General features: G+C 46.3%; 14 protein-coding genes. 7 read left to right on the top strand and 7 right to left on the bottom strand.

What is annotated here, in order from left to right:
• Window positions 1-59: 59 nt before the first annotated feature.
• On the bottom strand, window positions 60-1,610 hold the full coding sequence (locus DVY93_RS06660) for an FAD-dependent oxidoreductase (RefSeq protein ID WP_230709879.1): 1,551 nt from the start codon (window positions 1,608-1,610) through the stop codon (window positions 60-62).
• A gap of 609 nt (window positions 1,611-2,219) precedes the next feature.
• Between DVY93_RS06660 and DVY93_RS06655 the strand changes: the two genes are divergently transcribed.
• The gene (locus DVY93_RS06655) at window positions 2,220-2,654 is read left to right on the top strand and encodes a hypothetical protein (protein ID WP_230709877.1); all 435 of its coding nucleotides are present in this window, start codon (window positions 2,220-2,222) and stop codon (window positions 2,652-2,654) included.
• Window positions 2,655-2,772: 118 nt separating this feature from the next.
• Here DVY93_RS06655 and DVY93_RS06650 read toward each other — a convergent pair whose 3' ends face one another.
• Window positions 2,773-3,378, bottom strand: coding sequence for a YceI family protein (locus tag DVY93_RS06650; RefSeq protein WP_193005206.1), 606 nt, complete (start codon window positions 3,376-3,378; stop codon window positions 2,773-2,775).
• 546 nt (window positions 3,379-3,924) lie between these two features.
• Between DVY93_RS06650 and DVY93_RS06645 the strand changes: the two genes are divergently transcribed.
• Window positions 3,925-4,203, top strand: coding sequence for a type B 50S ribosomal protein L31 (locus DVY93_RS06645; RefSeq protein WP_193005207.1), 279 nt, complete (start codon window positions 3,925-3,927; stop codon window positions 4,201-4,203).
• A gap of 112 nt (window positions 4,204-4,315) precedes the next feature.
• Here the strand turns inward: DVY93_RS06645 and DVY93_RS06640 are convergent, their stop codons facing one another.
• The 3 genes from DVY93_RS06640 to DVY93_RS06630 form a co-directional block, all read right to left on the bottom strand.
• Window positions 4,316-5,146 carry an SGNH/GDSL hydrolase family protein gene (locus DVY93_RS06640; RefSeq protein ID WP_230709876.1) on the bottom strand — a complete coding sequence of 277 codons (831 nt, stop codon included), beginning with the start codon at window positions 5,144-5,146 and terminating at the stop codon, window positions 4,316-4,318.
• Between the two features lie 4 nt (window positions 5,147-5,150).
• A complete protein-coding gene (locus DVY93_RS06635) occupies window positions 5,151-6,548 on the bottom strand; it encodes a nicotinate phosphoribosyltransferase (protein WP_230709875.1) in 1,398 nt (465 codons plus the stop codon).
• A gap of 173 nt (window positions 6,549-6,721) precedes the next feature.
• On the bottom strand, window positions 6,722-7,774 hold the full coding sequence (locus DVY93_RS06630; protein ID WP_230709874.1) for a bifunctional nicotinamide-nucleotide adenylyltransferase/Nudix hydroxylase: 1,053 nt from the start codon (window positions 7,772-7,774) through the stop codon (window positions 6,722-6,724).
• 812 nt (window positions 7,775-8,586) lie between these two features.
• Here DVY93_RS06630 and nfuA point away from each other — a divergent pair.
• Together nfuA and DVY93_RS06620 are read left to right on the top strand one after the other, a co-directional pair.
• Window positions 8,587-9,270 carry a Fe-S biogenesis protein NfuA gene (gene nfuA / locus DVY93_RS06625; protein WP_193005211.1) on the top strand — a complete coding sequence of 228 codons (684 nt, stop codon included), beginning with the start codon at window positions 8,587-8,589 and terminating at the stop codon, window positions 9,268-9,270.
• A gap of 233 nt (window positions 9,271-9,503) precedes the next feature.
• Window positions 9,504-10,814: an O-acetylhomoserine aminocarboxypropyltransferase/cysteine synthase family protein gene (locus tag DVY93_RS06620; RefSeq protein WP_230709873.1), complete on the top strand. Its 1,311-nt coding sequence runs from the start codon at window positions 9,504-9,506 to the stop codon at window positions 10,812-10,814.
• Window positions 10,815-10,931: 117 nt separating this feature from the next.
• On the opposite strand, the gene DVY93_RS06615 is transcribed toward DVY93_RS06620, so the two are convergent.
• Complete coding sequence (locus DVY93_RS06615) at window positions 10,932-11,951, bottom strand: adenosine kinase (RefSeq protein ID WP_230709872.1); 1,020 nt, start codon at window positions 11,949-11,951, stop codon at window positions 10,932-10,934.
• 54 nt (window positions 11,952-12,005) lie between these two features.
• A complete protein-coding gene (rsmI, locus tag DVY93_RS06610) occupies window positions 12,006-12,953 on the bottom strand; it encodes a 16S rRNA (cytidine(1402)-2'-O)-methyltransferase (RefSeq protein ID WP_230709870.1) in 948 nt (315 codons plus the stop codon).
• Between the two features lie 132 nt (window positions 12,954-13,085).
• On the opposite strand from rsmI, the gene DVY93_RS06605 reads away from it, so the two are divergent.
• From DVY93_RS06605 to DVY93_RS06595, 3 genes are all read left to right on the top strand, one after another.
• Window positions 13,086-13,583 (top strand): YraN family protein, encoded by a 498-nt coding sequence (locus DVY93_RS06605; protein WP_230709867.1) that lies wholly within the window; start codon window positions 13,086-13,088, stop codon window positions 13,581-13,583.
• A 150-nt stretch (window positions 13,584-13,733) separates the two neighbouring features.
• Complete coding sequence (locus tag DVY93_RS06600) at window positions 13,734-14,570, top strand: BON domain-containing protein (protein ID WP_230709865.1); 837 nt, start codon at window positions 13,734-13,736, stop codon at window positions 14,568-14,570.
• 337 nt (window positions 14,571-14,907) lie between these two features.
• Window positions 14,908-15,858, top strand: coding sequence for an alpha/beta hydrolase (locus tag DVY93_RS06595; protein WP_230709863.1), 951 nt, complete (start codon window positions 14,908-14,910; stop codon window positions 15,856-15,858).
• Window positions 15,859-16,000: the final 142 nt, after the last annotated feature.

The following is a 16,000-nucleotide window of genomic DNA, read 5'->3' as shown; positions in this document are numbered from 1 at the left end:
GCTGCCCTTTTTTGTTTTATTAGCAGCCTATAGGAGCAAAACACATTAGAGCGTTAGGTTTAATCTGATAATAAGTTATCTAGCGTTTTTTCGCGAATACCGTGGTTCACATCCGCCATCGCTGGCGGAAATCCGCGCTCTTCAGCGAGCATGCGGGCGACTTTGTCAATACCCAAGCTATTATTGCGCACAAGATAAGACCATTCATGGGCATAACGATTGCGGTTGGCGGGCGTGTCATTATCAATCAACCCAAGCGCCGTCAACTCGTCCACAATCTGGTCGGCAGCAATTAAGGTCGATGACGCTTTAACATTTTCAGCGCGGGCGTAGCGTATATTAGAATACAGGCTCACATCAGCAACTCGCAACGTATCGTCTTGACCGGGGATTTGCTGCCCACCATATAAGGCGTTACCGACTGTGCGCGCACTATGGAACGTCGGTACAAACTCCGCTATATGGTTGATGGCTTGCTGGCTACGCGCTTGTAGCGGTGCTTTATCCCAGCCCTCTTCGATATAATGGACGTATTGCTGAGGCAACTCTGGTTGGGCGCTGTCTTTACTAGAAGCGACCAGTCCATCATCGAATAGGGTGATGAACTTACTCATACCATGTATTTGAAAGTATCCGCCTGGATAAGGGGTAAGCTGCGCCATACCTGCGGGTGTACCGCGATTACCATAAACAATAATCTCCGGTATCTGGCCGCCAGTATCCTCCCAATGCGTAATATAAGAAGACTTAAACTCGACCATGCGGGTGACTTTTACGCCGACCATATCGTCGATTACGCCAGTACGAAAGCCACACGCGTTGATTAAGTAATCTACCTCGATGGCCTCAGATGCAGAGTCGGAAACAGCCGCTTGCTGATAGTCGATGCGCCATTTAGTGACATGGTGATCCGCATTTGAGCAGTTTTCACAATCGACCGGCAGGACTTGCTTAACCTGAGTATCAGTAAAGACGTGAGCATGCTCATCACCTTCTAACGCCAACTGAGCAGAGGCAGCTAAACGAAAAATATTCCAACCATACTCTTGTACGACAATCAGCGGAAACTTGACTTTGCTTAAATCCAAGTACTTCGCAACCGGTATCATCCATTCGTCAACGGTACTTGGCACAGCGACTTGCTCACGTTCAGCCAATTCAGTCAGTTGTTCATGACTATATAGTTGATAGTAGTTCTCAGGCTCACCCAATACTTTATTGTTGCTATCTTGGGAAATAAGGTCGCGATAAGCGTCTGTCAATATATCAAGGCGCGGCAACAAGTCCTCGGGCAGGCCTTCATCACGAGTGGGGACGGCAAACACAGTGGGGCGTACATCGATGGTATAGGGATAAAGACGCAAGATATCGATACACTGTTTAAGGAGCGCAACGCAGTCCTCATCAGGAATCTCACGATAAAGATTGCCACCCGCATGCAAATGACACATCGGCGGCCCATCGATAAGTGATTTATTTTTTTCAAATAAGTAAGTTTCAAGCCCTAGCGCGGCTAGGCGAATAGCAATGGTTGCGCCTGCCGTCCCACCACCGAGAATGCCGACGCGTTTGCCGGCATGAACGGGTTTTTTATTCGTAGAGTGAGTCATTATCGTTGTTGTATCCTTGATAGCATCCCCATCAGGTCATGCTCGGCGTATTCATTAATGAGTTTGTGAGTGCTGATATGCGTGCAAAGCTCGTCAAGTTCAATACTTATATTAAGCCGCAATGGTCACATCTATCACTGTTTAGTAATTCTTAATTTGCGTGACGATATTCTACGAAAAACTACAAGCAAAGTAACGGCAAATACGTAAGGAGATACATGAGTTTTGTCAACGAATAGAGACGGTTTTATCAGTGATAGAGGAGTGGCGGCAAAATTAAGCTCATCAGTACAAAATGGACAATAGCAAACCGCAATACACATTTGCATACGCTTCACCTTGTTATTAGAACTGGGTGGAGAGCTGGCGTCTGTACCGTTAAGACGTTCGTTCACCCAATTGTTAAAAATGATACGCTTTTGTAAATTCGGGGGTGGCTAGAGCCGACTTTCTAAAAGCATGTGCTATATTAAAATGGCACAAAGCTAGGTTCAAACCGCTCTTTATTGCCGTCTAGGTGATAAACGATAAGAAGACATTTAAATAAAAATTTACGATGACAATGAAAACGACAATGACAATGACAATGACAACGATAAGGAAGTTACTATGAAACGTGTGCTTATGTTATCTGCGCTCACTGGTGTTTTGACGCTTAGTGGGTGTTCAACGTTAAACAATGTATTCGGGAATGATGATTCTGGCATGCATGAGGTGCAAGCCACCACGACAAATACTGCGCCCGTAGCCAGTAAAAACGGCGTACTAGTCGATGCCACTAACTATATGACCTTGTACACTTTTGACAAAGATTCTATGAATAAATCAGAGTGCGGTTCTGCATGTTTGTTGGCGTGGCCGGCATTTATGGCGCCTAGTAACGCACAAGCTTCTGGTCAATTTGCAGCGTTTCAACGTGAAGACGGCAAATACCAGTGGGCAGTGAATGGCAAGCCTTTATACTTCTATGCCAATGACACAAAAGTTGGCGACCAAAATGGCGATAACAAACTTGGCGTTTGGCATGTCGTTAAAACCAACTAATGCTTCGCCCATACGTGAGATTTATAATTGAGCCGAATCAAAAAAGCAACCATCAAAGTGGCTGCTTTTTTATTTTAATCAGAGAGAACAATGTTCTTTTTTAGTCTAAAAGCTAGGACTATTTTGCTTTTTTCTCTACTAATTCACCATCTATTTGAATAGGCACACTGGTAGTAACGCCTTGAGAATACGCATCCATACCATAAGCCGTACGATCGATAGTCCCTGTCGCACGGAAGCCAATAACAGGCTCATTGGTCATTGGACTGTTAGCGACTTTCTTTAACGTTAGGTTAAGCGTTACTGGCTTGGTTTGACCCAGTAAAGTAAAGTCACCGGTTACTTTTGCTTGTTGTGGGTTTATAAAGTTAACCTGTGTCGATTTAAAGCTCATGGTAGGGTATTTTTCAACATTGAAAAACTCATCGGTTTTTAGATGCTCGTCACGCGCTTTCCAAGCAGTGTCAATACTGTCGGTATCAATGACAAAGTTAAGCTGGGCTTGGTTTGGGTTTTTAAGGTCAAATTGAACGGTACCCTCTACATCACTAAAGTGACCCATAACGGTAGAAAATCCCATGTGTTCAACAGAAAAGCCGACGCGAGTATGCGAGTCGTCTAACTGCCATTGACTCGGAAGTGCAGCACTAGCCATGGTAGTAACAGCAAGGGTGGAGCTGACTAGCAGGGCTTTTGCGGTGTTTTTCATTGCAGCGTTTATCATTAGCGTATCCTTATTGAGTGTGCATTAATTGAGCGTTCATTCATTGACGGTCGTTTATTGATGTAGGCTAATAGTCAGTAGAGAAGCCCCTATCATACCAAAGCAGTCAGAGGTAGATAGTAGATAGTCACTTACCTCATTACCCATGTCCTTTGTGAATGACAAACGTCCCCCTTTAAACTACTATTATTAAATTAATCTATAACATCAGATAGGATTGGTTATCTTATCTAATGGAATATTGTACTGGTATAAACCGCATATCTCAATACCGGGGTTGTTTTGCTGACAACTTATCACATATAACCCTCATAACTGCTGCTTGCATAGAACGTCGAAAACCGTTAAAATCGCGTTTTGATTTTCCCGCTGGGGAAAGGCTAAGTGAGCAGGAGTGTGGTGCTCTGTGCTGGAATAAGCCAGTGACGCAGTTGCCATTCTTATAAATGTCCTTAGTGCCTCAGTTACGTATGTCATTGCTGGTTTGACCCACCATAAAGATGGTGTAAAAATCACGCTACATACATCGGACCTAGAGAGTTTATTATGCGTAAAGATATCCATCCTAATTACCAAGAAGTTTTATTCCATGACACTAACGCTGACGTGTTCTTTTTGACTCGTTCAACCGTTAAGACGAAAGCCACTCGTGAATACGAAGGCACAGAATACCCATACTACCCACTTGATATCTCAAGTGCATCGCATCCGTTCTATACTGGCGAGCAGCGTAAAACCTCTACTGAAGGCCGTGTTGCTAGCTTCAACAAACGCTTTGGTGCATTCGGTGGCCGTAGCAAGAAAGCCGCTGATTCTGCTGAATAATTTACACTTATTGTGTAAAGGTCGTTCACTAAACCATAAAAAACCGCTGATGAGTCAGCGGTTTTTTATTGGGTGGTTAAAAGGAAGTGTCACATGGTTTCCAGCTAGCAAACTAAGACCTGGAAGCATCAAGCACCTGAATGATTCGTTCGGCCAACTGCTGCGCCCAGTAACCATACATGAGGCTGCTGGGATGAAAACCGTCACTGGCAAACATGACTGCGATATCAATTGGCTCGCCATTAGCGTGCTCTTCTATCATCCGTGGAAAGTCGGTTGCCATATAGGTGACGCTGTCATTAGCAGCACACTCTTGCTGCAATACCTTGTCAAGAATTGAGGCTTTTGCGCCAACAAAGTTATTGAGCGGGGCCGGTATCGCCGGCATTTGTGCCATTGGCGGTAGACTTAAAAAAATCAGTTCGCGTACGCCAAATTTACGCTGAGCGATAGCAATGATGTCTTTAATTTGCTGTTGCCATTTATGCACAGAGACGTTAGAGGTCGTGTCATTGACCCCGACACTCAGTACCATCACATCAACAGGATGGCTGGGCGGAGGTAGGACATAGAGCCTACGCAAGATATCAAAGCTGGTATGGCCAGTGGTCGCTTGCAACGACCAGAGCAGCTCATCAAACTGGGTACAAATATCGGACTGCTGCGCTAATATGGGAATCAGCTTACCGGCTAGCGCCTCTTGCTGGGTCTGACTACCGACCCCCGCTGCTGCCGAGTCACCAACAATCATGAGGTTTAGTGTTGGTTTACGCTTGTTTTTTGCTGTACCGGAAGGTTCTGGTAATGACACATGACCGTGCCTTTCTCCATTTGGCTCAGGTAGACGCACGGTATCACGCTTGATTTTGCGCCCTTGATACAGGTACACAGGGGCGAGGAGCACGTCTCTTGCGACAGAGGTTACTTTATTGCTGTTTATCATATGGCTACCATCCTGCACGCTCCCGAATAGTGGTAAGACTGTCGTCGATTAATAATTTACCATCGATATAAACATCCCGTAGCAGATTGTCAGAAACTGTGGCCAACGCCTCAGCTTTGATGGTTTTTAGTGCGCCGCTGCTGTCTTTTATCAAGGCTAAGCGCCCTTTTTTTGAGCGTTTAGAGCGGCTGGTCACAGGGTCTTTGTAGATGTCTTTCCATGCCCCATCGATAGAGATAGCACTGGCTTTCATCGCCCAACTCATGGTGTCGCGATTGACTTGTTGTAGTAAGCCGCCGCCCATACCGAACGTCACGTTGTCAGCGCTAAAGCCTGCTTTCATCACCACATCAATAATCTTACTCAAGCTTTGTGGACTGATGCCATCGCCTTGGATGACGCGTACATAGTCCGGCAGTACTTTATAACCCTTACTATTGATGCTCGTACCAAACTTCACCGCCAAACGCTCTAACGCCTCACGAACCACTTTAGCAGGGTCGCCACTGTCTGGTCTGATGACCAAGGTGCCGCCCATGTTTTTTACCTCGTCTTTTAAGCTGCCACCCCACACATTGTCAATGGCATTCCACAAGTCATAGCTGTCAGAGACGACAGAAAAACTTTTTCCCTTACCACCAAACTGCTCAATCATATTGGCAAAGGCGGCGGTTTCGCCGTCACGTCCCCATGCCGTCATGGTGCTGTGTTCGGCCGCTGGGATAGAAAACGCTGGCATGTCTTTATCCATCTGGTACCAGCGACTGGCAGCAACCAGCGCAGTCATCGAATCGGTGCCAGAAAAATTCACCAAATGCGCCAAACTGCCGAGGGCGACCGATTCTTGGCTAGAAGCGCCTCGCGCGCCAAAATCATGCAAACGAAAAGTGAGCGATTCTGTGTTGTCCGCTGACTTCTCCAGCGCTTGACGAATGATGCATTTGCAGTAGTGCGAGACACTAGCGACCGTTGAGGGATACCAAATCGCGCGTAATAGGGCCGTTTCGATATAACTGGGTAGCCAGTAAAACTCAGGATCGGTATTGATGACTTGGCAGACCACATTGGATACGGGCACGATGCTGCCTTCGGGTACAGCTTCGATACGTAGTGGCAAATAACCATTGTGTTTATCGACCAAACGCTCCCAGCCCGCACGGTTAAAGGTCAAGCCATGTGCTTGAATGACCATTTCGGCTTCGTCAATGTCTTGATGCGTGATAGGGGTGCTTAAGTACTCTTTAATAAAGGCTTGTAAACCAAAGAACACCACATCGTAGTCGCCTTTACGCGCTTCAATATAGCTCGACAGATAGTCACTACCGCTTGGGTATTGCACCCAATGTGAGGTTTTATAGCTGTCACTATTGAGTATTAAGTTATTCAAATTACTGGTGTACATCACAGAACTCCTCTGCTTTTAGATACCGCAGCTGCTTTCATGAAGATCAACTGCGGTTAGATTAACCATTGACGTCTATCGGCGTTGGCATAAAAGTATATAAAATAAATGACATAGACTGTCATTAGTGAACCACTGGTAAACAATGTATCAATCGTCAACGACAAAAAAGGCTACAACCCAACCATTTTGGTGATAATTGCATAATGATCTTCAAACATCATTTTGGCATCAAGTTCTGCCAACGGTAACCAAAATGCCTGAGCGGCATCGTCGCCGCCTTTTACTTTTGGCAAACCTTTTGGATCGTTTTTAAGCTGAAAGTAAAATGCTTGCGTAATCGTGCGACCGCGTGCTGAGCGATAGGGATCGTCAAAGGTATGCTGACTGTGGCAAGAGCCACGCAAAACGGGCTCAGGTACTTTAAGTCGGGTCTCTTCGCGTAGCTCGCGGATACACGCATCAAACAGCGTCTCTTTTGGATTGATAAAACCACCTGGTAGTGCCCATAGTCCACGTCCTGGCATGCTACGGCGCTCGACTAACAAGATATGCCCTGACTGTACAATCAAGGCATCAGCTGTCATAAAGGTAGGGGGATAAGGCGCAGACTCCCACTGTCTTTTGTATTTATCAATAAAATCTGCTTCTTCATGCAGCTGTTGGTACTCAGCTGTTTTTTTAAAATCGTTCAAGACCTTGCGCGTTGATTCTGGGGTGCGATCAGGCGTTGGGGTCGCGCCCATCAGGTAGCTGTCACGAATAGGAGTGGCGGACAGGTTGTGGTAATTGGGGACAGAAACCGATGCCCAGTTTGGAAAGAGCGACAAATAGTACGATGAGCTGTCTTTTGAATGGCCGATCAAACCGATGTCAGCTTGTAAGTCGCCTGTGACAGATTTTACCCCAGCTTGCACATATTGCAGCCAGCGCGTGTCATTGTAGAGCGCATCATCTAACCCGACGCAGTGAATACGCGCGGCTTCCTCTGCCGAGTATGCGCCCTTAATCATCGCGGCACGCTCAGCCACGCTAAATGGATTGCGTAAGCTACGAGGAAGGTTAGCTGAGCCGATAAGCATAATCACCTCATCCGAGCGTTTTAATGCCTCGTCGATGACCGCTTTATGCCCTCGATGAAACGGCTGAAAACGTCCGATAAACACCAAGTAACGATAGTGTTTATCGTTTTTCTTATCTGAATGTTGTTCTGATGAGTCACTCATATGCGCCAATTTCCTACTACTCAAGTTTCATTGGTTAAAAATTTTCATTGGTTAAAAATAAGTAATGCGGCCAATACTGACACAGCCCATCACTGGCTGACAAGTGTAAAGATGTTTAGAGGTGTGATGATGTGATAAGCGTAGAAAAAGGTCTTTTTCAGTGTTGCCGTCATACATAGTTAATACACTTTAAAATAGGTACAGTGCTACTGGTATTAATCTCCGTTGCGTGCTGTGCCTACGTCGCTCGACGCGACGGGCAATCAATACCAGTAGCCCGCGGCATAGTGTGTGTCTGTTTTATTTAGGATTGACTATAACCTGTCTGTCAGACCACACGGCTTTGTTCGTTAGATGTTGAGGGCGCTTGATAACGCTTACCGTTGTCTTTATATAGAGGGGTGACGTATCAATGACCAAACAAGCTGTTTTTATCGCAGTACTTTTTATGCTTTCGTTACTTAAGCGGCTTTTTTGCTTAAGTTTCGTTGCTTAAGTGGTCTAGATAAAGCCATTAAACAATAAGTGTCACTAAATAATAAGTGTCATTAAAAAAACCGATATGAGTCATTAGGTATCGCTGTGCTTTAAATCACAGTGGCGCAGTCGGAATTATCGTTTAAGTGCGGTATAATGGTCGCCATAGATTTGTAAAAACGTGATAAAAACGGCGGTCAGAGCCTCAAGCCGATAGGCCGTGATAATTGATAATCCCCATAAATCACATCAAACCAAATTCAAGATATAACCACATTCACGACACAGTAGCCCTGATAGATATCGCATTTGTGTCATAACGTATAGGAAATATTATGAGTGAGCACAACCAAGCTGATAGCCAGTTGGACCAGTCAGCAGACTATGAGTCAGCGCTAGATACTGAGCAAACTGAAGCAAAAAGCAATATTACGATTACCGAGTCAGCCCAAGGATATTTGGCGGAGTTATTATCTAAGCAGGATACCGATGGTATCGGTGTGCGTATCTTCGTTGAGCATCCTGGTACCCCACGTGCAGAGTGCTGTATGGCGTATAACCAGCCTGGTGAAGAAGACAGCGCTGATCTGCGTTTTACGTATGCTGATTTCTCTGCTTTTATCGAGGCGGCATCAGTTCCTTATTTAGAAGACGCGGTGATTGATTATAATAAAGACCGTTTCGGTGGTCAGCTGACCTTCCGCGCACCGAACTCTAAAGTACCCAAAGTGGGCGCGGATGCCAGTGTGGAAGAGCGCATCAATTACGTGTTGCAATCAGAGATTAATCCAGGTTTAGCCGCGCATGGTGGTGACGTACAGTTGCTTGAATTGATCGATGAAGAAGGTGTTGGCCTGACGGCTGTATTGAAGTTCGGTGGTGGTTGCCAAGGTTGTTCAGCGGTTGATATGACGTTGCGTCAAGGTGTGGAGGTGCAGCTAAAACAGCAAATACCCGAGCTGACTCAAGTGATTGATGATACTGACCACACGCGTACCGAGAATGCCTACTATAAATAAAGGCTAACTGGCTGCTATCAATCGATAAGTATATCCATTATATTTTTCACTTATAACTTTTTGTCATTAAGTGTTGAATAATTGGCTGTTCTTTTCATAAAGAAGTTGAGTTATGATTAACTCAGCTTTTTTTTGTGTCTATTGTTTAGTAATAGGCGTTTTAATAGGAAGTTTTCAGCGTTTTTTGCTGTTTAAGTATTTAATTGATAGTGAATGAACACAAGGAGCACAATATGAGTGACGGACAACCGACTAAGCAAAACGGGCATACCCCGCGTCTTGAGACACTGGCGATTCATGCAGGGTATAGCGTCGAGCCGACCACCAAAGCGGTGGCAGTGCCCATTTATCACACCAGCTCGTATGCCTTTGACAATACTCAGCATGGGGCAGATTTGTTTGATCTAAAGGTCACAGGTAATATCTATACCCGTATCATGAATCCCACGAATGCCGTGCTAGAAGAACGTGTGGCGGCGCTTGAGGGTGGTATCGGGGCGCTGGCTGTGGCCTCTGGTATGGCGGCCATCACTTATGCGATTCAGACCATCTGTGAAGCGGGGGATAATATCGTCGCGGTATCGACTCTATATGGTGGTACTTACAATTTGTTCGCTCACGCCCTGCCGCGGCAAGGTATCGAAGTGCGCTTCTTTGATCACAAAAACCCTGAAGCGATTCGTGACTTAATCGATGACAAAACCAAAATGGTTTTTGCAGAGAGTATTGGCAATCCACTGGGGAATATCGTGGATATTCAGGCACTCAGTGACATCGCTCACGAATACGGTGTGCCAGTCGTAATAGACAATACAGTAGCCACACCTGCGTTATGTCGCCCGTTTGAGTTCGGGGCTGATATTGTAATTCATTCATTGACCAAGTACATGAGCGGGACAGGGACATCAATTGGCGGTGCGATTGTCGACAGTGGTCAGTTTGCTTGGGGCGATTACCCTGAGCGTTTCCCGTTACTCAACACACCAGATGCCAGCTATCATGGTGTCAATTTTGTCAAAGACGTGGGCGCGCCAGCCTTTATCGCGCGTGCTCGTGTGGCGCCACTACGTAACACTGGTGCCGCGCTTAGCCCGTTAAATGCTTTTAGTATTATGCAGGGTATGGAGACGCTCAGCCTACGTATGGAGCGTCATGTACAGAATGCGCAGGCGGTGGCGGAATACCTACGTGACCATGATAAGGTTGCGTGGGTGAAATATGCGGGTTTATCAGACCATCCTGAATATGAACTTGCTCAAAAATACATGAAAGGCACGCCCTCTGCCATTTTGACCTTTGGGGTTAAAGGTGGTCTAGAAGCAGGGGCGCGCTTTATCGATGCGCTACAATTGATTACCCGTCTTGTGAATATCGGTGATGCCAAATCATTGGCCTGTCATCCAGCGACGACGACCCATCGCCAATTAAATGGTCAAGAGTTAGAGCAGGCGGGCGTGAGTGCAGACATGGTACGTTTGTCTATCGGTATCGAGCACATCGAAGACATTAAGGCTGATCTGGCGCAAGCCTTGGCTTCTGCTTAATTAAAGACTGCTTATTTAATGAAGCACATTATTTAAGCAGTTCTAGCGAACAAACAAAAAGCCCATATCGATTTGATATGGGCTTTTTTATTCGCGTCAAACACACGCATTCAGTGATTAAGCGGTTAGCACACGTTGAGCGATATCTCTGTAATCTTGTGAGGCCAGACGCGGACCGAATTGTTGGATGACTTGTGCGGATACTTCGCTGGCAAGACGCCCACATTCTGGCAAACTATACTGTTGAGATAAAGCATATAAGAAGGCACCAGCGTAGTTATCACCAGCGCCATTGGTGTCGATGACATTGGCCACCACTGGCGTCGCAATATCATGAATCTCAATCTCTGACTCGTCATCAGACCTGCGTGCGATGACTGCACCATTGGCACCATCCGTCACCACTGCTGTTTGGCAGTACTCAAGCAATGCACGTGCGGCGGCTTTGACTTGTTTTTTATCGGTGAACAGCTTGGCTTCTTCACTATTACAGAATATCACGGCAACTTTATTGCCCAGCATATTAAGTAAGCCCTCTTTGGCAAACTTTACCACCGCTGGATCAGCAAAGCTCACGGCGATTTTTGCATTATGAACACCGGCTTGTTGCCGCAACTGAGTCATCGCTGGTTGAATGCTCTCAGACATAGCCAAGTAGCCTTCTAGGTAGAGCCAGTCAGCCTGCATTAGCGCATCAAAATCGACATTGTCGGCCGTGATCTCGCTTGACGTGCCAAGATAGGTTTGCATGGTGCGCTCACCATCTTCTGTGACGGCGACCACACATGAGCCAGTCACACCGCCTGCGTGTATGGATTTGTCCGAGGTTGCCACGCCTGCGTCATGCAGGTCTTTTAGGTAAAAGGCCCCTTGCGTGTCATCACCGACACGGCACGCATAAAAAGGCTTACCCCCTAGGCTAGCAAAGGTATACATTGCATTGGCTGCTGAGCCGCCACCCGCTTGTTTTGATGGCTCAATCTCAGCAAGCTTGAAGTAAGCCAGTAGTTGCTGTTGCTCTTCGATAGCTGCTAATGTCATATTGCCACGGGTTAGATCTGTCTCTTCCAATGCGGCATCCGACAGCACATATTCGTGATCAACCAGCGCGTTACCTATTGCCATTACGTCGTACATTGCTTACCTCTCCTCAATTAATTTGTAAACCTACATCTTTTTTATTATGGACAATTATTCAGCCTGTAACGCAAGCAAGCGCTGATAGAGTGCATTCTTTTTTACGCCCGTAATGTCAGCGGCCAACGCGGCAGCCTTTTTCACTGATAAATCCTCTAACAGACGTTGCAATAATGCATCATGAGTGCTGATATCGTCAGCGTCTTTTGCCGCGCTGACACCAGCGACGACCACAACGATTTCACCACGCTGTTGGTTGTCGTCTGCTTTTACAAAGTCGACCAAATTTCCAAGTGTACTCTTATGTACTGTCTCAAAAGTTTTGGTCAGCTCACGGCAAAAAGTCACTTCGCGCTCTGCACCAAATATAGTCGCCATGTCCTCTAGGCTGGCGACGATACGATGCGGCGCTTCATAAAATATGAGGGTTTCGGTGCGTGTGTCTAAGGTGGCCAGTTGTTTTTGGCGTCCATGGGCTTTGGCTGGTAAGAAGCCAATAAAGCTAAAACGGTCTGATGGAAGACCTGCGACCGACAGGGCAGCAATAGCAGCAGATGCACCCACGATAGGGGATACCGTAACGCCTGCCGCGTGTGCAGCCTGCACCAATTGATAACCTGGGTCACTGACCAGTGGCGTGCCGGCATCACTGATTAAGGCGACCGAGTAACCTTGCCCGATCATCTCAATAATCTTAGGAGTCTGCACAGCGCTATTGTGCTCATGATAAGCCCAAAGCTTATTGTGGCCTTTTTGCTTGGGCGTCGTATCGGCATCATGGTCAGCATCATGACTCAATAAATCTTTTGTGTCGTCAGTTTTGCCGCCTTTGGTGTCAATACCGAAGTGTGACAGCAGCTTACCTGAGGTGCGGGTGTCTTCACAGGCGATAATAGCGACCTGCTTTAAAATATCAATCGCATGCGGGGTCATGTCGGTCAAGTTACCAATCGGCGTGGCAACGATATAAAGACAAGCTGGCATCGCAGTAGGGATAGACATGAAAACCTCGGGTCGTTAAAAATAATAGTGCGCCATTAGAGACAGTCGTTATTTACCGTTTTTTCGGTCAAATAGTGAGTGAATAATCCCATAGATTTCGAGAGTAGATAGCGCAGAAGTGGCTAGTTTAGCATGTTGTGCTATGATAATTCTGAAATGTTAACCAGACCAAGCAACATCATGGCAAATCATAAACCACTCCATAAAACCTTGACCCTAACCTCACCCACACAGCGTCAGGGTAGCCGGTTTGAGCAGCAGGCATGTGAGTTTTTGCAAGCGCAAGGACTATGTTTGATTGCACAAAACTGGCAACAGCCAAAAATCGGTGAGCTAGACTTGGTCATGATTGAGACAGGGTCAGCATGGTCAACGCTGGTATTTATTGAAGTTCGTCAGCGGAAGCGTTCAGATTATGGTGATGCGGCGCTCAGCATCACGATGAGCAAGCAACGTAAAGTCATTAAAACCGCCAAGTGTTTTTTGCAGCAGCATCCTGAGTACGCTCATTATGACTGCCGGTTTGATGTCATTGCCTATAACACCACCGGTAAAACATCGCCAAAAGAGCAACTGGCAGACAGTCAACCAGAATGGCTCAAAGGCGCTTTTATAGCGAGCGCATGGTAATAGAGGCTGGCAAGCCATGACCGTTACCAAAAACCTAACCGCCACTCGCAAAAATTAAGTAAAGTAGCTAAATTCAACGCTACTAGATTAAGACTTGCTCACTTAACCGAGTTTATATAATCGTCACAACCATGCTCTAAGAGGTAAACTATGACACGTCTGCATTTGCGCACGGCTATTTTTGGTTCATCACGTCGCACTGCGATAGGGGTGATGTTGATGGCTAGTGTGGTCAGTACTGGCTGTACCACCAACTACTTAACCAACAGTACTGAAGGAACTTATGGCGTGCCAATGACTGAGCGCACCATTCCGCAGCGTCTGCTTGATCGAAGTATTGAACACACGGCCAAAATCAATATTTACGGCTTAAGAGAAGATCTGCAACAAACCAGTCGTATGGGCATCGATAGCTTCAACAGTGAAGTGTTACTGACAGGCGAAGTACCGACTGAAGCGATCAAAGCAGAAGTAGAAAAAGTCGTCAACTCTATGCCAGATGTGCGCCGCGTCTATAACGAGCTGGAAGTGAGTGCCTCAAAAGGCTATAGCTCGACTGTCCATGACGGTTATATCACCTCAAAACTACTGGCAAAAGTGGCCACAAGTGATGGGGTTAAAGCGTCACAGATTAAAGCGGTGACCAATAATGGGGTGGTTTATATTATGGGGCGTATGACCCCTACTCAGCAGAGTTACTTAATTGATATCGCCAATAGCACGGTTGGGGTGACAGAGCTGGTGTTACTGACGACGGTCGTCGATGATAGAGGCGTCAAAATTGGTGAAGACGATATTATGTATGAGAATAATTTGGCCCGCCCTGCCGCAGTGCCAGTAGTTGAAGGTGGAGCAGTGTCGAGCGCCAATAATGTACCCACATCAGACGTTACTAGTACTGCGACGCCGATTATCCTCACAGAGGAAGAGGCTACTGTCGACCAGTCGTCATCAAGCCCATACATTGATCTTTATCAGGGTCAGTAATGACCGTTGCGTAAAAGTCGACTTGAGATAAAACTCTCGTGATAAAAAATGTTGTTATTGAATGCTGGTATTTATCAAGCAGGTAGAGCAACAGCGGTTGTTCACACAGTCGATTTATTTTAAACAGAGTAGAGTCTTTACTTCGTGTTTATAGTAGTCAATAGCGTGGGGTTTTTAATGACAATAAACCTAACCGTGATAACAGTAAAAGCACGATAAACTTTTTGTCAGTACGTAAGATATGAGCAGTAAAAGTAGAGGGGGCAGCACCAATAGCATAATAGTAAGCGCTACCCCCTCTACTATCCATTGGCTGACGTATATAGGAATAGGGGCTATGAAGGATTCATCTACAGAAAGCTCATTTAACAAAGCGCGGGCGTTTAAACTCACCGGTAAAGGCGTTACTGCGGCGTTAGCGGTAGGCGGGATGGTATTGGCCACACAGCAAGCACAAGCACTGTCCGCTCTGGCGATCGTCAACGGTATTACGGCTAATAGTGGTGTCGGTGTGAGCAAAAATATTTTGTACGGTGATGAGCCTTCACAAGACTTAGACCTTTATTATCCTAAGCCGTTAGCGCAAGCGATGAAAAACCAAAGCACGATCAATACCACTTATCCAATGGTGGTGTTTGTCCATGGTGGCTCATGGGAAAGCGGTAATAAAGAAGAATACGCTTTTGTTGGCCAAAGCTTGGCTCAAGCAGGTTATGTGACGGCAGTCATCAATTATCGCAAAGCGCCTGAGCACGTCTATCCGGACTATGTTAAAGATGCGGCACAAGCGATTGCATGGAGCTATGATAACGCCAAGCGCTTTTATGCTGACCCTGAGCGTTTAGCCGTGATCGGGCATTCTGCTGGGGCGTTTAACGCAGTCGCTGCCGTCGCTAATGAAGATTTTTTAGCGCCCTATGGTATAAAACCTAAAGATTTGAGCGCTGTGATTGGTATCGCTGGCCCTTACAGCTATGATTTTCGTAAGTTTAGTAGTGCGACGGCCTTTGGGGCGAATGCGACGCCAGATGAGGTCATGCCCGATCGCCAAATTAAAGGCGCGCAGCCACCATATTTATTACTGACAGCCGAAAAAGACAAGGTCGTCCATGCGACCAATACTATTAAGATGACTAAAGCGCTGCAAGCTGCGGGTGTCACGGTCGAAAACGGTGAGATCAAAGGTGCCAGCCATGCCACCAGTATTGGGGCGATGGCACCGCCCCTACGCTGGGTCAATGATGTGCGCGCGCAAGTATTAACGTACTTGGATAAAACGCTAAGATAGTAAACTTTTGTTATGCGTTTTATCTAGAGGTCATTGATAGAGGTTTTGGCTGTCTGTAACGCGATTTCTCACACTCATGTGCAGTTGCGTAAGACAGTACTGTAAGATACGCAAACTCTTGTTATAATGTCACACTTTACAT

It is taken from the genome of Psychrobacter sp. CCUG 69069 (assembly GCF_021023115.1).
Classification (GTDB): Bacteria; Pseudomonadota; Gammaproteobacteria; order Pseudomonadales; family Moraxellaceae; genus Psychrobacter; species Psychrobacter namhaensis.
The sequence above is the reverse complement of the archived record's forward strand: the minus strand, read 5'-3'. Positions and strand labels throughout refer to the sequence as shown.